Annotated in this window: 12 protein-coding genes and 1 pseudogene; 6 read left to right on the forward strand and 7 right to left on the reverse strand. The window is 60.7% G+C overall.

What is annotated here, in order from left to right; translation table 11 throughout:
• The first annotated feature begins 266 nt into the window (after positions 1-266).
• On the forward strand, positions 267-3,419 hold the full coding sequence (locus H7A87_RS09775) for a TonB-dependent receptor (protein ID WP_180497009.1): 3,153 nt from the start codon (positions 267-269) through the stop codon (positions 3,417-3,419).
• 462 nt (positions 3,420-3,881) lie between these two features.
• Here the strand turns inward: H7A87_RS09775 and H7A87_RS09780 are convergent, their stop codons facing one another.
• From H7A87_RS09780 to H7A87_RS20990, 3 genes are all read right to left on the reverse strand, one after another.
• The gene (locus H7A87_RS09780) at positions 3,882-4,997 is read right to left on the reverse strand and encodes a hypothetical protein (protein WP_119128802.1); all 1,116 of its coding nucleotides are present in this window, start codon (positions 4,995-4,997) and stop codon (positions 3,882-3,884) included.
• Positions 4,998-5,173: 176 nt separating this feature from the next.
• A complete protein-coding gene (locus H7A87_RS09785; protein ID WP_147421089.1) occupies positions 5,174-6,520 on the reverse strand; it encodes a hypothetical protein in 1,347 nt (448 codons plus the stop codon).
• Positions 6,521-6,830: 310 nt separating this feature from the next.
• Positions 6,831-6,995: a chemotaxis protein CheW gene (locus H7A87_RS20990; RefSeq protein WP_342344368.1), complete on the reverse strand. Its 165-nt coding sequence runs from the start codon at positions 6,993-6,995 to the stop codon at positions 6,831-6,833.
• Between the two features lie 447 nt (positions 6,996-7,442).
• Here H7A87_RS20990 and H7A87_RS09790 point away from each other — a divergent pair, with 447 nt between their 5' ends.
• The 3 genes from H7A87_RS09790 (at position 7,443) to H7A87_RS09800 (ending at position 9,514) form a co-directional block, all read left to right on the forward strand.
• Positions 7,443-7,670 carry a hypothetical protein gene (locus H7A87_RS09790; RefSeq protein WP_232087958.1) on the forward strand — a complete coding sequence of 76 codons (228 nt, stop codon included), beginning with the start codon at positions 7,443-7,445 and terminating at the stop codon, positions 7,668-7,670.
• A complete protein-coding gene (locus H7A87_RS09795; protein ID WP_065046965.1) occupies positions 7,667-8,083 on the forward strand; it encodes a SymE family type I addiction module toxin in 417 nt (138 codons plus the stop codon). Before H7A87_RS09790 ends, H7A87_RS09795 begins: the two co-directional genes overlap by 4 nt.
• Positions 8,084-8,404: 321 nt before the next feature.
• The gene (locus H7A87_RS09800) at positions 8,405-9,514 is read left to right on the forward strand and encodes a serine hydrolase domain-containing protein (RefSeq protein ID WP_119128799.1); all 1,110 of its coding nucleotides are present in this window, start codon (positions 8,405-8,407) and stop codon (positions 9,512-9,514) included.
• 328 nt (positions 9,515-9,842) lie between these two features.
• Here H7A87_RS09800 and H7A87_RS09805 read toward each other — a convergent pair.
• A pseudogene (locus tag H7A87_RS09805) lies at positions 9,843-10,583 on the reverse strand (chemotaxis protein CheW); the annotation flags it as partial.
• Between the two features lie 306 nt (positions 10,584-10,889).
• Between H7A87_RS09805 and H7A87_RS09810 the strand changes: the two are divergent.
• Both H7A87_RS09810 and H7A87_RS09815 read left to right on the forward strand, forming a co-directional pair.
• Complete coding sequence (locus H7A87_RS09810; protein ID WP_146099245.1) at positions 10,890-11,891, forward strand: hypothetical protein; 1,002 nt, start codon at positions 10,890-10,892, stop codon at positions 11,889-11,891.
• 169 nt (positions 11,892-12,060) lie between these two features.
• Positions 12,061-12,789, forward strand: a complete 729-nt coding sequence (locus H7A87_RS09815; RefSeq protein WP_146099246.1) for a hypothetical protein — start codon at positions 12,061-12,063, stop codon at positions 12,787-12,789.
• Between the two features lie 300 nt (positions 12,790-13,089).
• On the opposite strand, the gene H7A87_RS09820 is transcribed toward H7A87_RS09815, so the two are convergent.
• The 3 genes from H7A87_RS09820 to cheY are packed head-to-tail and all read right to left on the reverse strand — an operon-like array spanning position 13,090 to position 15,763.
• Positions 13,090-14,742, reverse strand: a complete 1,653-nt coding sequence (locus tag H7A87_RS09820; RefSeq protein ID WP_104585130.1) for a chemotaxis protein CheA — start codon at positions 14,740-14,742, stop codon at positions 13,090-13,092.
• A 2-nt stretch (positions 14,743-14,744) separates the two neighbouring features.
• Positions 14,745-15,371 (reverse strand): protein phosphatase CheZ, encoded by a 627-nt coding sequence (locus tag H7A87_RS09825; protein ID WP_104585132.1) that lies wholly within the window; start codon positions 15,369-15,371, stop codon positions 14,745-14,747.
• Positions 15,371-15,763 (reverse strand): chemotaxis response regulator CheY, encoded by a 393-nt coding sequence (gene cheY / locus H7A87_RS09830; RefSeq protein WP_002813536.1) that lies wholly within the window; start codon positions 15,761-15,763, stop codon positions 15,371-15,373. Before cheY ends, H7A87_RS09825 begins: the two co-directional genes overlap by 1 nt.
• Positions 15,764-15,774: the final 11 nt, after the last annotated feature.

The raw sequence follows: 15,774 nt of genomic DNA on the forward strand, positions 1-15,774 counted from the left end.
GAAGCGATCACGCTGCTGCAGCCGCGACGCGGTCGGCTGTGCCGTGCCGCGTGCAAGCGTGGCGGGCCGGCCGTTCATCGTGGATGCCTCGCAACGCCGCTGGTCTGTTGCGCGGCAGAATGCGCTGCCGCTTGGGCTGTGCTACTTAGCTTTCCACGGCATTAGAACGATCTAATCGCATCTGCGTGGAAGCGGACGCAAGAGGAGGGGGGCGCAACGGCGCCGGATATTTTTGTGTCACTTCGCGCAGCGTTCTTGGCCGATCGCTGGATCGACAGAAATCCGCCGAAGCCAATCACCTTTGGGAGAGCATGATCGAAATGAACTGCATGCCATTCGCACGCCACCGCAGCACGCTGTCCGCCGGTATCGCCATCGCCTTGTTCGCGAGTGCCGCCTCCACCGCCGCCGCCCAGCAGGCCGACGGCACGCCGGCGCCCACGGGCCAGGCCGAGGTGCAGGCCACGGACCTGGACGCAGTGACGGTGACCGGCTACCGCTACGCGATCGAAAAAAGCCTGGAGCAGAAGCGCAACGCCAACGCCGTGGTCGATGTGATCACCGCCGAGGACGTGGGCAAGTTCCCCGACAAGAACGTGGCCGATGCGCTGCAGCGCGTGCCCGGCGTGGTCATCAGCCGCGACGGCGGCGAAGGCAAGAACGTCAGCGTGCGCGGCCTGTCCTCGGAGCTGGTGCTGACCGAATTGAATGGCAACTACATCGCCACCGCTGAGTCCAACGGCGACCCGACGCGCTCGTTCAACTACACGCTGCTGCCGTCGAACCTGCTGGGCAGCGCGGAGCTGTACAAGACCCCGGAAGCGCGCATCGACGAAGGCGGCATCGGCGGCACGGTGATCCTGCAGACGCGGCGCCCGCTGGAACTGGAGCCACATTCGGGCTTCGTGTCCGCCGAGGGCACCTGGTCCGATACCAGCAAGAAGACCGACGGCCAGTTCTCCGGTTCGTATTCGTGGCACGACAAGGACAACCGCTTCGGTGTCTTCGTCGGCTACACGCAGCAAAAGCGCACCGCACGTACACTCGATGCCAGTACCGAGAGCTGGCAATGGTACGGGCGCGACGAAGGCGGCCCGGCGGTCGACGTGAACGGTAATCCGTCGGACTTCAACGCCAACTGGTGGGGCGGGACCGGTTTCTGGAACCAGGACGGCAATTACGCCACCGGTTTCATGATGCCGACGGCGGTCAGCCTGGGCGCCAAACGCGAGGAACGCGAGCGCAAGGGCGCGCAACTGACCTTGCAGTTCAAGCCGACCGACGACCTGACGCTGACCGCGAACTACTTCCGCTTCGACCTGTCGCAGGACTCGCAGACCAATACCATCAAGATTCCCGAGTGGAACATCGCCCGTTACAACGGCGACGGCAACTGGCGCGGCGGCCGTCTGCTCGACCGGCTGCAGTTCGATCCCAGCGGCACCATCGTCACTGGCGCCGCCTACAGCCTGCGCCCAGGCAAGACCTACTACTGCAACGAGGCGCAGGCCGCTGCGGCCGGCCTGCCGCCGGGCGGCTGGGGCTCGGACGACTGCACGGTGCCCACGCCGCAGATCACCGGCAGCTACAACATCGAAAAATCGCTGTCGCAGACTGTGGACCTGGGCGGCGAATGGCGTGGCGAGCAGGTGGACGTGGCGTTCAAGGCCGGCCGCACCTGGGCCAAGGGCGGGCCGGAGCTGCAGTTTTCCCTGCCGATCAAGCCGCGCCTGCAGAACGCCGACGGCAGCTGGACCAACGCCAACTTCGCCAGCGCCTGGGACCTGACCGGCACGCCGTCCATGACGTTCTCGCCGGAGCTGATGCAGAACCTGCGCGACGGCATCCTGCAGGTCGACCTGGGCTCGACCGGCTCGTCCTGGACCCGCAACACCAACCAGCAGCAGTACGCGCAGATCGATACCACCTGGCATTTCGACGGCGAGGTCTTCGACTCGCTGCAGTTCGGCATCAAACGGCGCGACGGCGGCATCCACCGCAGTACCGGCAACAACTACTGGGTGTGCCCGGGCACCGACCCGGGCGACTACGACAACCGCTACTGGAACGGGCGCTGCAATGCCATCGCCACGCAGTTCTCCCCGGGCCTGCTGTTCGCGCAGGACAACCTGGCCGGCGGCGTCAACGCCAGCGCGTTCCCGGCGATCAACTTCCCGGGCTACATCGGCTACTTGAACCAAACCTACGGCGCGATGCAGACCCGCAACGAAGACAACTTCGTCTACAACGTGGACGAAGAGATCTATTCCAGCTACCTGCAGCTCAACTTCCACACCGAGCGGCTGCGTGGCAACGTCGGCGTGCGGGTGGCGCGTACCGGCCAGCGTGCCGATTCCACCGACAAGGTGACCGCCTACAACGACTACTTCTTCGACGGCGCCGACGGCAATCCGCTGGCCTGCCAGCAGGGCGCCGCCATGCCCGGCGGCGCCCCGGCCGACACCTATTGCGGCACCGAAGGCTACTGGCGCTTGGCCGACAGCGTGCAACGCACCGAGTCGTTCGTGGTCAGCGGGCTGGACCGCAACTACACCGACGTGCTGCCGAGTTTCAACCTGGCCTACGACCTGACCGAGAACCTGCTGCTGCGCGCGGCAGCGTCGAAAGTGATTGCACGCCCCAGCTACAACGACATCGCCGCACCCGGCAGCCTGGAGTTTTACAGCCCCGAGTACGTGGCCGACCGGCGCCTGACCGGCGGCGCTAGCGAGCAGGGCTGGTACGGCTCGGGCAGCAACAAGAACCTGGAGCCGTACAAGGCCAACCAGTTCGACCTGGGGCTGGAATGGTATTTCCTCCCGGGTTCGGTGGCGGGTGTGGGGCTGTTCCGCAAGAACGTGGAGAACTTCGCGGTCGACGTGATCAGCGACGTCAACATGATGGTCGACGGGCAACCGGTCACCGTGCAGAACTACAGCACCCAGGCCGGCGGCCAGGACGCGGTCTCGCAGGGTGTGGAGCTGTACGCGCAGCACACGCTGCCGTTTGGCCTTGGGGTGCAGTTCAACTACACCTACAACGATGCCAGCAAGGCGGCGGTGCGGCTGGAGGATGGCACCGAGGCCGGCGAGACCGCCATGCCGGGCAGCGCCAGGAACCAGACCAACCTCACCGTGTTCTACGAGACCGACAGCCTGCTGCTACGCGCCTCGTACAACCGTCGCGGTGAGCTGGTGCAAGGCCTGGTCAACGGGTTGAACGTCTTTGAGGAGCCGTACTACCAGATCGACGTGAACGCGGCCTACAACATCACCCCCGCGCTCAGCCTCACCGCCTCGGTGCTGAACCTGACCAAGCAGGAGTCCCGCTCGCACCTGGGCGAGGACACCCGCGCCCGCTTCTATACGGGCGGATACGCAGGCCGGCTGGCGTACCTGGGGCTGACCTACAAGTTCTAGGTCCCAGTGTGTGGCGCCCATGCCTGCCGCGTGGCGGACGGTATGGGCGCGATGGTTTGGCGACGGCTGGCGGGTCTGGCATATGGCCTTGCGTTCTTCGAAGCGCGTACTTGCACCGGCTTTTCCCAACTGGAGGAAAGCTCTTACGAGTACGAGCAGAGGCTCACGCAGTGCACGCGGGATGTCCGAACACTCCCAGTGAAGTAGCGCCGGATATGACCACCGCTTCTGGTAGCCCCTGGACTAAGCTCACACCCTTTCGGCCACGCCGCATCGCGCAGAGGTCGATCACGTTTCCAGGGCGTGCGCTTGATATACGGGCCTTTTTACGTCTGGCTTGCCACCGCTCCAGCTCAGTAAAGTAATAGTCTGCCAAGGTTTGGCAAATGCCATTGGCAGGCTTGGCTACTGAGGCTGTCGCATCTTGCTTCGCGCCTGTAGTCTTGGAAATCACATGGAAGGTCATGGAAGTACCATGGAAGTAGCGGTGTACTCAGCGTAGGTTTCACGGTCTTCGCGGCGGGCTGCACTGATCTCTCGAGAGATGTTCCGGGTCACCGCTGCGGCCTCCCTGAGCCCATCAAGGTTGAGAGGAGTTGGCGCGTGCAGGCGGGGAGCTACGATGGTTCGGACTTTCGGCGACTTGCCGAAACAGTAGAAGAGCCCCGATCCGGATCCCCCCAGGTCGTCGACTGCGTACCGGATCACTAGGTTGTCTGGATCCAGCCCGCTTACGCAGGCTGCGAGCTGCGCCTCCCTCCCCAGATCAGCAACAATTCCATGGTGCTTTACTAGGGATTGCCGATAGCCCTTGGAGTACACCCACAGCGGGTAGGCCCGCCCCCCGGATTGGACCGAGACCACGGTGACGAGCGACCCCGCTTCGATCAGGCAGTCCCAAGCCCTCCAGAAGCGGGCAATGTTTTCCTCGGAGTCAGACCCGAAGAGGCTAGCAACTACTTGGCGCGGAACTCGCCAAGCTTCCTCATCTCTTTCTGAGACCAGCCAGAGCTGCAGTGCTCCAACGTCCCCCTGATACCCAAGCTCAAAGTCCTGGCTGGAAGTCCCAGACTGTTCCCATTCTCTGTAGGGCATGGTGTCAGGCGGGCAACCAAACCACTCAGCGTAGTCAGTGGACGCATACACGTGCAGGAGCACGATCAAGGCATCTCTGATGGCCGACTCTGGCTTATCTAATAGTAGGAGTCGAGCAAGGTGCGACCCGAAATCAGGATGCCGATCTGTGAGCAGGGATGGCAGATAGGCAAATTCATCCCCCCATTGCTCTATCCTGTATTCATCAGCGTTGGCCTTCTTACGACCAGTCGCGCTTATCAGGCCCTGAGGCAACCCGTGGTCCGCCCTGAAAGACAGAAGGCGTTTCAGAACCTTCTTTGACCGGAAGTCGGAGCAGCTAGTTGTCAGGCGAATCGCTTTCGCGCCCGCTGCAGTGTGCTCGCGCTTCGGACCGTAGGCGTATGACGCTAGCGTCATATAGCCGGCCAGCAGATCCGGTCCTTCGCTTGCGATTGCGATGGCCTTTGCCGCACTCATCGATACCTTGAAGTATCCGGACATCTTGAATGATCCCTCATCCCCCTACGGGTTCGATTCTATTGAAGAACTAAAGAACGAGATCAGATTCACTTAAGGAGGTCAATCTTAACATGAGGGCTCTATGAGAATTAAACAAGAGCAGACCCATCACAAGGGATTGCCTAATTTTTACGCAATAAAGGCAGTGTTGCGATCAATTAGCTGGTGCCGGTCCCATCGCTGGAATCGGTGGCCGGGGAGGCGGCGGCGGCTGAAGCGGGCTCTGCTTGATTATTTCTCTTAAAGGGAAGACGCATGCCACTAGGAAGTAGTGCTTTATAACTTTCTAAAAATCCCGGAATTTTATTCATCGCCTCCTGAAACGCAGGGGAGCTGGAAAAATCGTTCCAAGGGCTTCCATGCGATTCCTGCTCTACAAATCTTAGCGGGGCCTCTTCCAGTCGAGTCAATGCGGATTCAAATAGACGTGTTGCCATTCCTTCGTCTGCGATTGCCTCGGCCTCTCGTCTATAACCCTCATATGCTTTCGCAACTGAGGCTTTGAAAGCGTAATCTTCAGACAACTTGAAACGCTCACCAATCTGCTTGGTAGCCATCCATGCTAGCCAGATTGGCCCCCCTAGGCTAACTACCGAAAGAAATATCTGCAGACCTACTGCAGGCCAGTTTGGCGTGCCTTCGGCCAGCTTAGTCAAAGCGCTCCAGCGCACAGCACTCAGCGCGGCACCCGTGAGTAATGAGCCTATAAGTACTATGACCCAGTAGAATAATGTGCGGCCTAGGCGCTTGGCGCGCTCGTCAAAAGCGGCTGCCAGCCCTACAGAAGTAGTGATGCGATGAGCTTCGCGAACCTTTTCAACCAAAGCCGTTGCCTCAGTTGCTGCAGCTTCTATCTTGGCTAGTACGGATTGGGTCGACTCTAGTGCGGCTGACGCCTGTAATGATCGACTCTGTGCATTATCAGCATCTATAGCAGCTTGAGCTCTTGCCCTTTCCAACTCTACTAGAGTCACAGGGAGGTCATCAGCCGCATCTGCGGCTTGGCTAATTCGTTGGACCTGCTCTTTCAGCTTGTCAGCGTCGGGGATGATCGAGTTGAGAATTAATTCTGTATTCTTGATTCGTCTTCTGAGCGCAGCGGGCATTTTTCCCTTGTCGCGAACATCCGACCAACCCAGCACAGAATACAACGCAATTCGCAAAGCACTGATACTAGAAATATAAACAGATGCTGCTGTAGCGGCGTTCGTCGTTGCTAACTGGGGTACGGTTTGCGACATCAGAGCCCGCAGCGACGTTGGCCAGTCTTCAAGCAGTTGGCGCGCGTCCTCGTCCTCAGTAAAAGGCAGCTCTGATTCTATTTGTTCGGCTAAAAGCTCTGCCGCTTTCTCTAGATCCCAGAGTGTCACCGCTGGTGCCAGCCACCCATGAGCGTGGATAGCAGAATTCCCCTCGCCACGTATAGCTCCAACTGAACGTTGAAGCTCATGCAACACCGCTGCGATTTCCTTTAGTGAACTCTCGCTCTCATTTTGTTCAGACATGTGATCCCCCCACTCATTGAGCTGTTAAGCCTAGGTGGGGGGCGTCACTTTCACAAGTCTCGCGCGCAATTATCGCCCCGCCACGCCTGCGGCTTTATAGGGCGGCCGTTTCGAAATAACGGTTCCAGGTTTTCCAGGTTCACTTCCACAGCAGCCTGGCCGTCGCCAAACCATTGCGCCCATGCTTGTACGCGTAGCGGCATAGATCGGCAGCAATGCTGGTAGTGACACGGCCACGGCCGCAGTACGCGGCCGTGGCCGTTAGATCAGGCAACCGGGATCGTTTTCCCGATTCCAGATTCCCGAAAAATCAATGATCACTGGAGCGCAATCCGTCTACATCCAGGATCAACACCATGCGGCCGTCGCCGATCAGGGTAGCGCCGGCGTAGCCGGATAGGCCGCGCAGGGCGTGGGGTAGGGGTTTGATCACGAAAGAAATGAATCTGGAACCGTCATTTGAATACATAGGCATGCAGCTTGCAGCCGTGGCCTGTAGGGCCTCGGACCGTGATGGGGTCAGGTGCACTTATCAGGCGACGGCGCTCGGCTTGCGTGGCCCTTATGGAACTGCGCCAGCGGCGCACGCAGCCGCGCGAGACCCGACAGCGTGTATTGACACGCCAGACCGTGTGCTTGCAATCTAGGCCCAAGGAGCGTCGAAACTCCTCTAGTAGCGGTACCCACCTCCGTCAAACCGGTGGGTTTTTTGTGCCTGCATTCCGCAGGTACAAGCCGACGCAATGCCTGTGTCGGGAGGGCGGCTAATACAACACCCGCAAGGGGAATACGCCCGCCGGCTACTAGCGGTTTCGAACCTCCCGACATCCCGTCGCCGTTGGCGGCGGTTCTTGGGTTGTTCCAGGAGGGCGTTGCCATGTCTACCGCACCATCCATGCCGGTATCTGTGCCGGTTGATCTGTTGCCAGCTTCCGCCCACAGCTTGCTGAGCGAGGTAGGCGAAGTGCTGCGCCGGCGGGCCGCATGCGCGGCCGTTGAGCAGGCCGACGACGATCGTGCGCAGCAGTTGCTCAACCAGCCCGGCGTGTTGTCGCAGGCCTTGCATAGCCTTTCTGCACGCATCGACGTGGCGTTGCAGCAGTGCGTCGCTGCACCCAGCACTACCCGCCATCACCCGGAGGCGCCATGACACGCCGCCGCCCACCCAAGGCATCTGCCAACGCACGGCCCACCCGCACGCGTGCGCGCTCCGCGCCACCCAAGCGGGTGCAGTGGGTCGTGGTGGAACCCGACCGCACCAAGCTGCCACCGATGCTGCCGCCCGACCCGGACGCCTCCCCGCAAGGCCCCGGCACGCTACGCGCACCCCGCCGCGCCCGCCGCCCGCGCCAATGCACCGTCAGCTACACCCATTACCCCGGTGCCCACGACCACGCCGGCGACCAGCACGTGCCCCACGTCCGCCTCAGCGGCCTATGGCTGGAACAACTGGGCTTTGCCATCGGCACCAAGCTACGCATCACCGCCAGCGAAGGGCAGCTGTTGATGGAGGTGCTACCGCCGGTGGAGGTGCCGGCCAAGGCGCGTAGCGTGCGGCGATGATGCGGCGGCTGCCATACCCCTTGCAAAAGAACGGGCTCAGATTCACTTAAGGAAGTCAACCTGACCCTGAGGTTTGGACCCGTTATTCGACAAATAGATGCCATTGTTGAATGGCCGGGATTGGTGGAATGCGGAAAGGCTGGTTTCGAAGCAGCTAAAGCGATTCCCGCCGCTTGGCCGTATCACCAAACCGGCGAGAGATTTCTGTCTTGCGAGGTGGCGACACCATACAACGTCGCGTATTCGGACAGGAAGCATCCGTCCGAATAGGGTGATACCCTCTGCATGGCTCAAACGCTGATGTTGGAGTGAGGAGTAAAAATGGTCGCCTCGATTAAACGCCGCACTGTTTTGGCTGCGGCATTATCCATGGCCCTGCCGATGCGTAGCTTTGCCAAACCCGGAATTGAAGCTGATAGCGTGTCCTCGGCCCTTCGCCGTCGCGTAGCCGAGGAAAAGCAGGGCACCGGGGCCGTATTGGGGGTGGTACGCGCAGGCGAATTGAAGACCTTCCACTACGGAACGATTGGCCTAGGTAAACTCCAACAGCCGAATGATCGGTCAGTATTTCAGATCGCCTCGCTAACCAAGATATTCACGGCACTATTACTTGCTGACTGCGTTCAACGGGGTGAAGTGAATCTCGTCGATCCACTATCAATGTACATTGCAGTTCCTCCCGCCACCTTCGACGGGAATGAAATCACGCTTCTCGATTTAGCCACTCATACGAGTGGGCTACCACTTCGGCCATCCAGTCGCACCGGCCTCAGTCAAGGCAACCCCTATGCCGGCTACACCGAGAGCGATCTTTGTGCTGATTTAGGTCGTGTCCATCTCACGCGCTTACCGGGGTCGAGTTTTGAATACTCGAATTTTGATTACGCGTTATTGGCTTACGCGTTGTCACAGCGCCTTGGCAAAACGTATGCTGACCTCTTGCGAGCTCGCATTCTTGAACCGCTTCGTATGGACGAGACTACGCTTGCTCTATCAACGGCGATGCAGCACCGGGAAATTTGGGGTTATGATGCGGACTTCCACTCGGCTCAACCCTGGGAATTTGGTGCGTTAGCGCCGGCAGGCGGCCTTTTTTCGACGGTGAAGGATCTGTCGAAATTCATGACACTTTGGACAAACAAAGAAAGCGGTCCCCTCTCGCGGGCGGCTTCAATGATGCTGACCGTAGATAGGCCCGGCGATAATACCGATACCAGAATGGGTATCGGCTGGCGGAAGGTCCATCCGGATGGCCAGAGTATAGCTTGGAGCAATGGAAATGGCGGCGGCGTTCGTAGCTTCATGGGCTTCAACGCCGACACGCGCGTCGCCGCAATCGCGTTTATCAACAAAACATCGGGTTTGGGAGTTGACGATATCGCGCTTGGGATGCTTGCACCAGCTGGCTCGCATGTTCCCCCGTTTTTCTAAAACCCGGGCTGGTTTAAGATGCTTAAATATTGGCTGTAAATAACGGTTCCAGGTTCACTTCCACGGCAGCCTGACCGTCGCAGACCATCGCGCCCATGCCTGCGCGCGTAGCGGCATAGATCGGCAGCGATGATGGTAGTGAAACGACAACGGCCACAATACGCGGCCGTTGTCGTTAGATCAGGCAGCCAGGATCGTTTTGACGATTCCCGATTCCCGATTCCCGATTCCCGACTCCCGACTCCCGACTCCCGACTCCCGATTCCCCAATCCCGAATCCCGAATCCCGAATCCCGAATCCCGAATCCCGAATCCCGAATCCCGAACGTCAATGATCGCTGGAGCGCAATCCATCCACATCCAGGATCAGCGCCATGCGGCCATCGCCGATCAGGGTGGCGCCGGCGTAGCCGGGCAGGCCGCGTAATGCGCGGGGCAGGGGCTTGATCACCACTTCCTCGCGGCCGCGGACCTGGTCCACCACCAGGCCGAAACGCGTTTCGCCAGCCTGCAGCAGCACCACGGTCAGTAGCGGCGGCTGTTCGGCAGGTACGCCCAGCCAGCGGCGCAGGTCGATCAGCGGCAAGGTGTGCGAGCGGCGGTCCAGCACGGCGCGGCCGTCGAACCAGCCCAGCGAAGTCTGCGGGGCATGCAGCACTTCGACCACGCGCGCCAGCGGCAGCGCATAGACCGCTTCGCCGGCCTGCACCAGCAGGGTCGGCAGGATCGCCAGGGTCAGCGGCACGCGGATCATGAAACGGCTGCCGCGCCCCAGTTCGGACTGGATCTGGATCTGCCCGCTCAACTCGCGGATGCGCGATTGCACCACGTCCATGCCCACGCCACGGCCGGAGATGTCGGTGACCTCGGCCTTGGTCGAAAAGCCCGGCATGAAGATCAGATGCAGGCACTCGTCGGTGCTCAGGCGGGCGGCGGCTTCGGCGTCGATCAGGCCCTTGTTGCGGGCGATCTCGCGCAGGCGCTCGGGGTCGATGCCGGCGCCGTCGTCCTAGATTTTGATACTGACGTAGTCGCATTCCTGCCGCGCGGACAGGCGCACACCGCCTGTTGGTGGCATCCCGCAGGGCGGGCAATTCGATTTGCCAATAGCCTGTTCCGGCAAGAAACTTGGAATATTATTTTCCTGTTTTATCAAAATAATTTTGGAATGATTTTGTTTTTTTGTCACCGCGCGACATAAAAGCTTAAAGGCAGTCGCTTACCTTAAATGCCCGGAGGGGGTTGGATCTAAATCTGGGTATTTACATGTGTATAGATGCTGGTGCGAGTGAATTGATAACTAGGTCTATTATCGCGACTTGGTGGAATTTGGCGTCCATAGTCAGTCTTGAATCGAGAGCAGGAGGGTGAATTGATGTCTGGTTCAACGAGGTCGGTCTTTATTTTGGTTGTCATTGCGGGGCTGTTTGCCGCAGCTGCTCTCTATGTTGCGCATGGCGCGCAAACCAGCGGATCGACCATGCCTGGAGTTGCAAGATCCTCCGGTGAGGATCGTCCAATGGTTAAAAGCATTTCTCCTAATGGCAACGCCAATGGGCAATGGGATGCATCTGATTTTTCAGAACTTTCAGCGAGCGATCAATCTTTCACGGCGGGCAATGTCGTGTCACATCTCAATGGGTTTTTTTCAAGGCTCTACTCGGATCGGACAATGACGCTGGCAGAGCGGGACGCATTTGCCTATCGGCTTGCATTGGCGCTCGAAAGCGATAAGAACACCCGCAAGGCGGTCTCTGAGTATTACCGTCAAATCCCGGCCGACAAGGCGATGCGGCGCGACATCATGCGGAACATGCTCGCAGTTGGGCCTGTAGGTCGTGCAGTCATGCTGGACGAGGCCAAGCGGATATGGGACAGCAAGGACAAGGAGTCATACCAGCACATGTACGAAACCTATTCGGGCTTTCCGGGCCAGGCCCCCAAGCCGGTTATCGTCGATGCCATTGCCGGCCTCAGTACGCATGGCATTGGGAGCGGGACTGCTGTCGCATCGTTGAACCTCATCGGCACGCTGGAAAAGGATGATTCGCTGGACGCTGCGCAATTGCGCAAAGCAGCCGTATCGCAAATGAGTTCTCTTGTATCCAACGATCAGGATAAATCAGTGCGCGGGATCGCAGCGCAAAAAATCTATCAACTCTCCTCACCCGAAGATGCCGCAAATCTCGCCGCCGGCTTCATCAGGAAAGATGGAGCCAACCCGTGGATGGTCGATCAGACGCTTTATTCGGTCTCCAGCGGCGATGTAGAGCTGACGCCAGCACTAAGGTCAGCACTTGCGTCCGCCGTCGCGCGAGGGTCTCTTCCAGCAGCCGCAGTGGCGCACTACAACGCTGTTGTTTCGCAGGGACCCTGATCACCTGTTCGAACCGGTAATACCGATGACCGACAATCGGCGTCCTACTCCGGAGTTGCCGATGCAGTGGAGCGGGTCCGTATAGCCGGATGCGTCCCGGGGTATTGGTTTGTTATCGGCAGGGAAGCGCGTTTTAAACATTTTTACATCTGATGCATCTGCCTTTGAAGTGATTATTGCAGTAATTATTCCGCTCATGCGTTTGAATTGGGCGCGCAGCGCGATTTGCGATATTTCAGAACAATCCTTCCGCCTCTTTTGGAGCATATTTATGTTTGAGCATCACCAATCTGGTCGGCGCCTACGATTTCGAAACATGTTGGCGATTGTGGCGCTGTCACTTGTGTCAATCGGTTCTGCGCAGGCACAGACCATAAAAGACAATTTTCAGCAATGGCTCGGGCACCAGCAGAAGGCCTACTATGTCAACAAGTCCACCAATGCCATCGCCTGCCCAAGAGGAGGTGGTGGTGCATGCATCCAAGGGCAGGAAACCTCGGGTACGAGCCAGTGTGTGGAGCAGTCCTTTAACATCGGCGCAAGTTGGGAGCCGCCCATTCCACCGGTCTGGGGCGCGTTTTCCCTAAGCGGCGGGGGCGGTAAAAGCTGGTCGGCATGCCACGAGCGGTCCGAGTCGGTGACCTGTCAACCGGATCATGGCTTTGAGGGCCGGGCCGCCAATTGGGTCGGTGAGCGAATGGGGCGGATCAAGATGATCTCGGCCAAAACCTATCGTGTCGCCGGACAGTTCGCAGCCTGTCCACCACACTTCACTGCGTCGGATTTCTCTGGCAAGTGGGGAAGGTTTACCTTATGCACGTTCAATGGGGCAGGCCAAACGGTGGATGGCTACCTGCCTGAGTTCGAACGCCAAATTTGCCTTTATACCCCGATCTGAGAGCTGTTGATGAGCAAGCTTCCGGATGTGGTGTTGCTCGCGCAGTGACGGTCCGTATTGGCAGCGGATCAGCGTGAGCGTCAAGCATGCCGAGCTTACGTGACGGAAACACCATCCATCCGGGAGCTGTTGGTGGTATGGGGCTTACCCGTACCCTTGACTCCCGGATGGATGACTGAGCGGCCCGGACGAAACGTCTGAAGGCAGCGCGCTCGGCCATCGTGGCCCTGTTTGCACACGCTGGTCGTTTAAATCTTCCACAGTCGGCCTGGGCTGCGTTGGCCGCACTACCGCGATACTTCAATGATCGCTGGAACGCAATCCATCCACATCCAGGATCAGCGCCATGCGGCCATCGCCGATCAGGGTGGCGCCGGCGTAGCCGGGCAGGCCGCGCAGGGCACGAGGCAGGGGCTTGATCACCACTTCCTCGCGGCCGCGGACCTGGTCCACCACCAGGCCGAAACGCGTTTCGCCGGCCTGCAGCAGCACCACGGTCAGCAGCGGCGGCTGTTCGGCAGGTACGCCCAGCCAGCGGCGCAGGTCGATCAGCGGCAAGGTGTGCGAGCGGCGGTCCAGCACGGCGCGGCCGTCGAACCAGCCCAGCGAGGTCTGCGGGGCGTGCAGCACCTCGACCACGCGGGCCAGCGGCAACGCATAGACCGCTTCGCCGGCCTGCACCAGCAGGGTCGGCAGGATCGCCAGGGTCAGCGGCACGCGGATCATGAAGCGGCTGCCGCGGCCCAGTTCGGACTGGATCTGGATCTGCCCGCTGAGTTCGCGGATGCGCGATTGCACCACGTCCATGCCCACGCCACGGCCGGAGATGTCGGTGACCTCGGCCTTGGTCGAAAAGCCCGGCATGAAGATCAGATGCAGGCACTCGTCGGTGCTCAGGCGGGCGGCGGCTTCGGCGTCGATCAGGCCTTTGTTGCGGGCGATCTCGCGCAGGCGCTCGGGGTCGATGCCGGCGCCGTCGTCCTGGATCTCGATGCTGACATAGTCGCCTTCCTGCTGCGCGGACAACCGCACATGGCCGCTACGCGGCTTGCCGGTGGCTTCGCGCAGGGCCGGCGATTCGATGCCGTGGTCGATCGCATTGCGCACCAGGTGCACCAGCGGGTCGGCCAGGGCCTCGACCAGGTTGCGGTCCAGTTCCGTCTCGGCGCCGATCAGTTCCAGCTCCACTTCCTTGGACAGGGTGCGCGCGACATCGCGGGCCACCTTGGGAAAGCGCGAGAACACCTTGCTGACCGGTTGCATGCGGGTGCGCATCACCGCGGTCTGCAGGCGTGCGGTGGCGATGTCCAGCGTGCTGACCGCGCGGTCCAGTTCCTCGTCGCGCAGGCGGGTGCGCAGGGTCTTGAGGCGATTGCGCGACAGCACCAGTTCGCCGATCAGGTTGACGATGGCATCCAGGCGCTTGGTGTCCACGCGCACGGTCTGCTCGGCGTCGGCTCCCTTGGCCGCCGCCTTGGGCGCGGCCTTGGCGCCGGGCGCAGCGGCGCCATGTGCGTCGTCGGGTGCGGGCGCTGCGGCGGCGGCCTTGGGCGCGGCCTTGACCGCCGGCGGGCCGCTCTTGGCATCGAACTGCGCAATCAGCGAAGCCGGTGCATGCGGCACGGCTTCACCCGAGCCCATTGCATCCAGCATGGCCTGCAGGTAATCCAGCGACTGCTGCGCGGCATCGAAGTGATGCGCCTGCAACACCGCCTGGCCGGAGCGCGCCATGCCCAGGGTTTCCTCGGCGGCGTGGCAGAGCTCGACCATGGGCTTGATCGCCAGAAAGCCGGCGCCGCCCTTGAGCGTGTGGAAGCCGCGGAACACCGCGTTCAGCTGGTCGGCTTCGTCAGGTGCCTGTTCCAGCGACACCAGCTGTTCGCCGAGGCGATCCAGGATTTCCTGGGCCTCGACGATGAAATCGGCAGCAATATCGTCTGGAACAGCACTCATGGTTACAACCCCAATCCGGACAGCAGGTCATCGGCGTCGTCCTGCGACACCGCGTGACGGTCCAGGCCCTTGACTGCAGGACCGGCAAGACCGCCGTCGTCTTTCTTCGGCTCTGGATTCTTCGGCGGCAGGCCGAGCGCACCGAAACCCTCGTGCACGCGCCGGACGATGCCGGCCACGCGACGGATGATCTGCCCGCTCAGGTCCTGGTAACTCTGCGCCAGCGACAGCTCGGTCAGGTTGTGGCGCATCTTGTCCATCAGCGCGCCCTGGTCCTGATTGAGTCCACCGTCGCGTAGCTGGTTGGCCAGCTCACGGCATTCCTCGACCAGATCCAGCGTGCGATGGCTGGCCTTCTCGGTCATCTCCACCACGTGGTCTAGGCGCGAACACGCATCGTCCAGCTCGCCGGCTTCCTCGGGCACGGTGGGCAGCTCGCCCAGCGCCTGGCCGAGTTCGCGCGCAAGCCGGCTCAGGCCCTGCATCATCGGGCGCGTGCGCAGGGCGGCGAGGTGGTCGACCTCGCGCTTCCACGCAGCTTCGTCACCGCTTTCCAGTGCATCGAGCGCGCCCTGCAGGCGGTCGATCAACGCAGCGCGTTCGGCATTGGTGTCCACGGTGGCGTTCATCAGGCGGTCGCCGCCAGACGTTCGAACACCTTGCCCAGCTTCTCTTCCAGCGTCTGCGCGGTGAACGGCTTGATGATGTAGCCGTTCACGCCGCACTGGGCCGCTTCGATGATCTGCTCGCGCTTGGCTTCGGCGGTCACCATCATCACCGGCAGGTGCTTGAGCTTGGCGTCGGCGCGGATGTTGCGCAGCAGGTCGATGCCGGTCATGCCGGGCATGTTCCAGTCGGTGACCACGAAATCGAACGGGCCGGCCCGCAACGCAGCCAATGCGCTGTTGCCGTCTTCGGCCTCTGCGGTATTGGTGAAGCCCAGATCGCCCAACAGATTCTTGACGATGCGCCGCATCGTCGAGAAGTCGTCCACGATCAAAATCCGCATGTTCTTGTTCACATCAAGCTCCT

This window comes from Xanthomonas sp. CPBF 426 (assembly GCF_903989465.1).
GTDB classification, from domain to species: Bacteria; Pseudomonadota; Gammaproteobacteria; order Xanthomonadales; family Xanthomonadaceae; genus Xanthomonas; species Xanthomonas euroxanthea.

Coding starts and splice junctions, on each gene's coding strand:
- H7A87_RS09780 (WP_119128802.1), bottom strand. CDS start 4,997: ATGTCCGGATACTTCAAGGTATCGATGAGTGCGGCAAAGGCCATCGCA.
- H7A87_RS09785 (WP_147421089.1), bottom strand. CDS start 6,520: ATGTCTGAACAAAATGAGAGCGAGAGTTCACTAAAGGAAATCGCAGCG.
- H7A87_RS20990 (WP_342344368.1), bottom strand. CDS start 6,995: ATGCCTATGTATTCAAATGACGGTTCCAGATTCATTTCTTTCGTGATC.
- H7A87_RS09795 (WP_065046965.1), top strand. CDS start 7,667: ATGACACGCCGCCGCCCACCCAAGGCATCTGCCAACGCACGGCCCACC.
- H7A87_RS09800 (WP_119128799.1), top strand. CDS start 8,405: ATGGTCGCCTCGATTAAACGCCGCACTGTTTTGGCTGCGGCATTATCC.
- H7A87_RS09810 (WP_146099245.1), top strand. CDS start 10,890: ATGTCTGGTTCAACGAGGTCGGTCTTTATTTTGGTTGTCATTGCGGGG.
- H7A87_RS09820 (WP_104585130.1), bottom strand. CDS start 14,742: ATGAGTGCTGTTCCAGACGATATTGCTGCCGATTTCATCGTCGAGGCC.
- H7A87_RS09825 (WP_104585132.1), bottom strand. CDS start 15,371: ATGAACGCCACCGTGGACACCAATGCCGAACGCGCTGCGTTGATCGAC.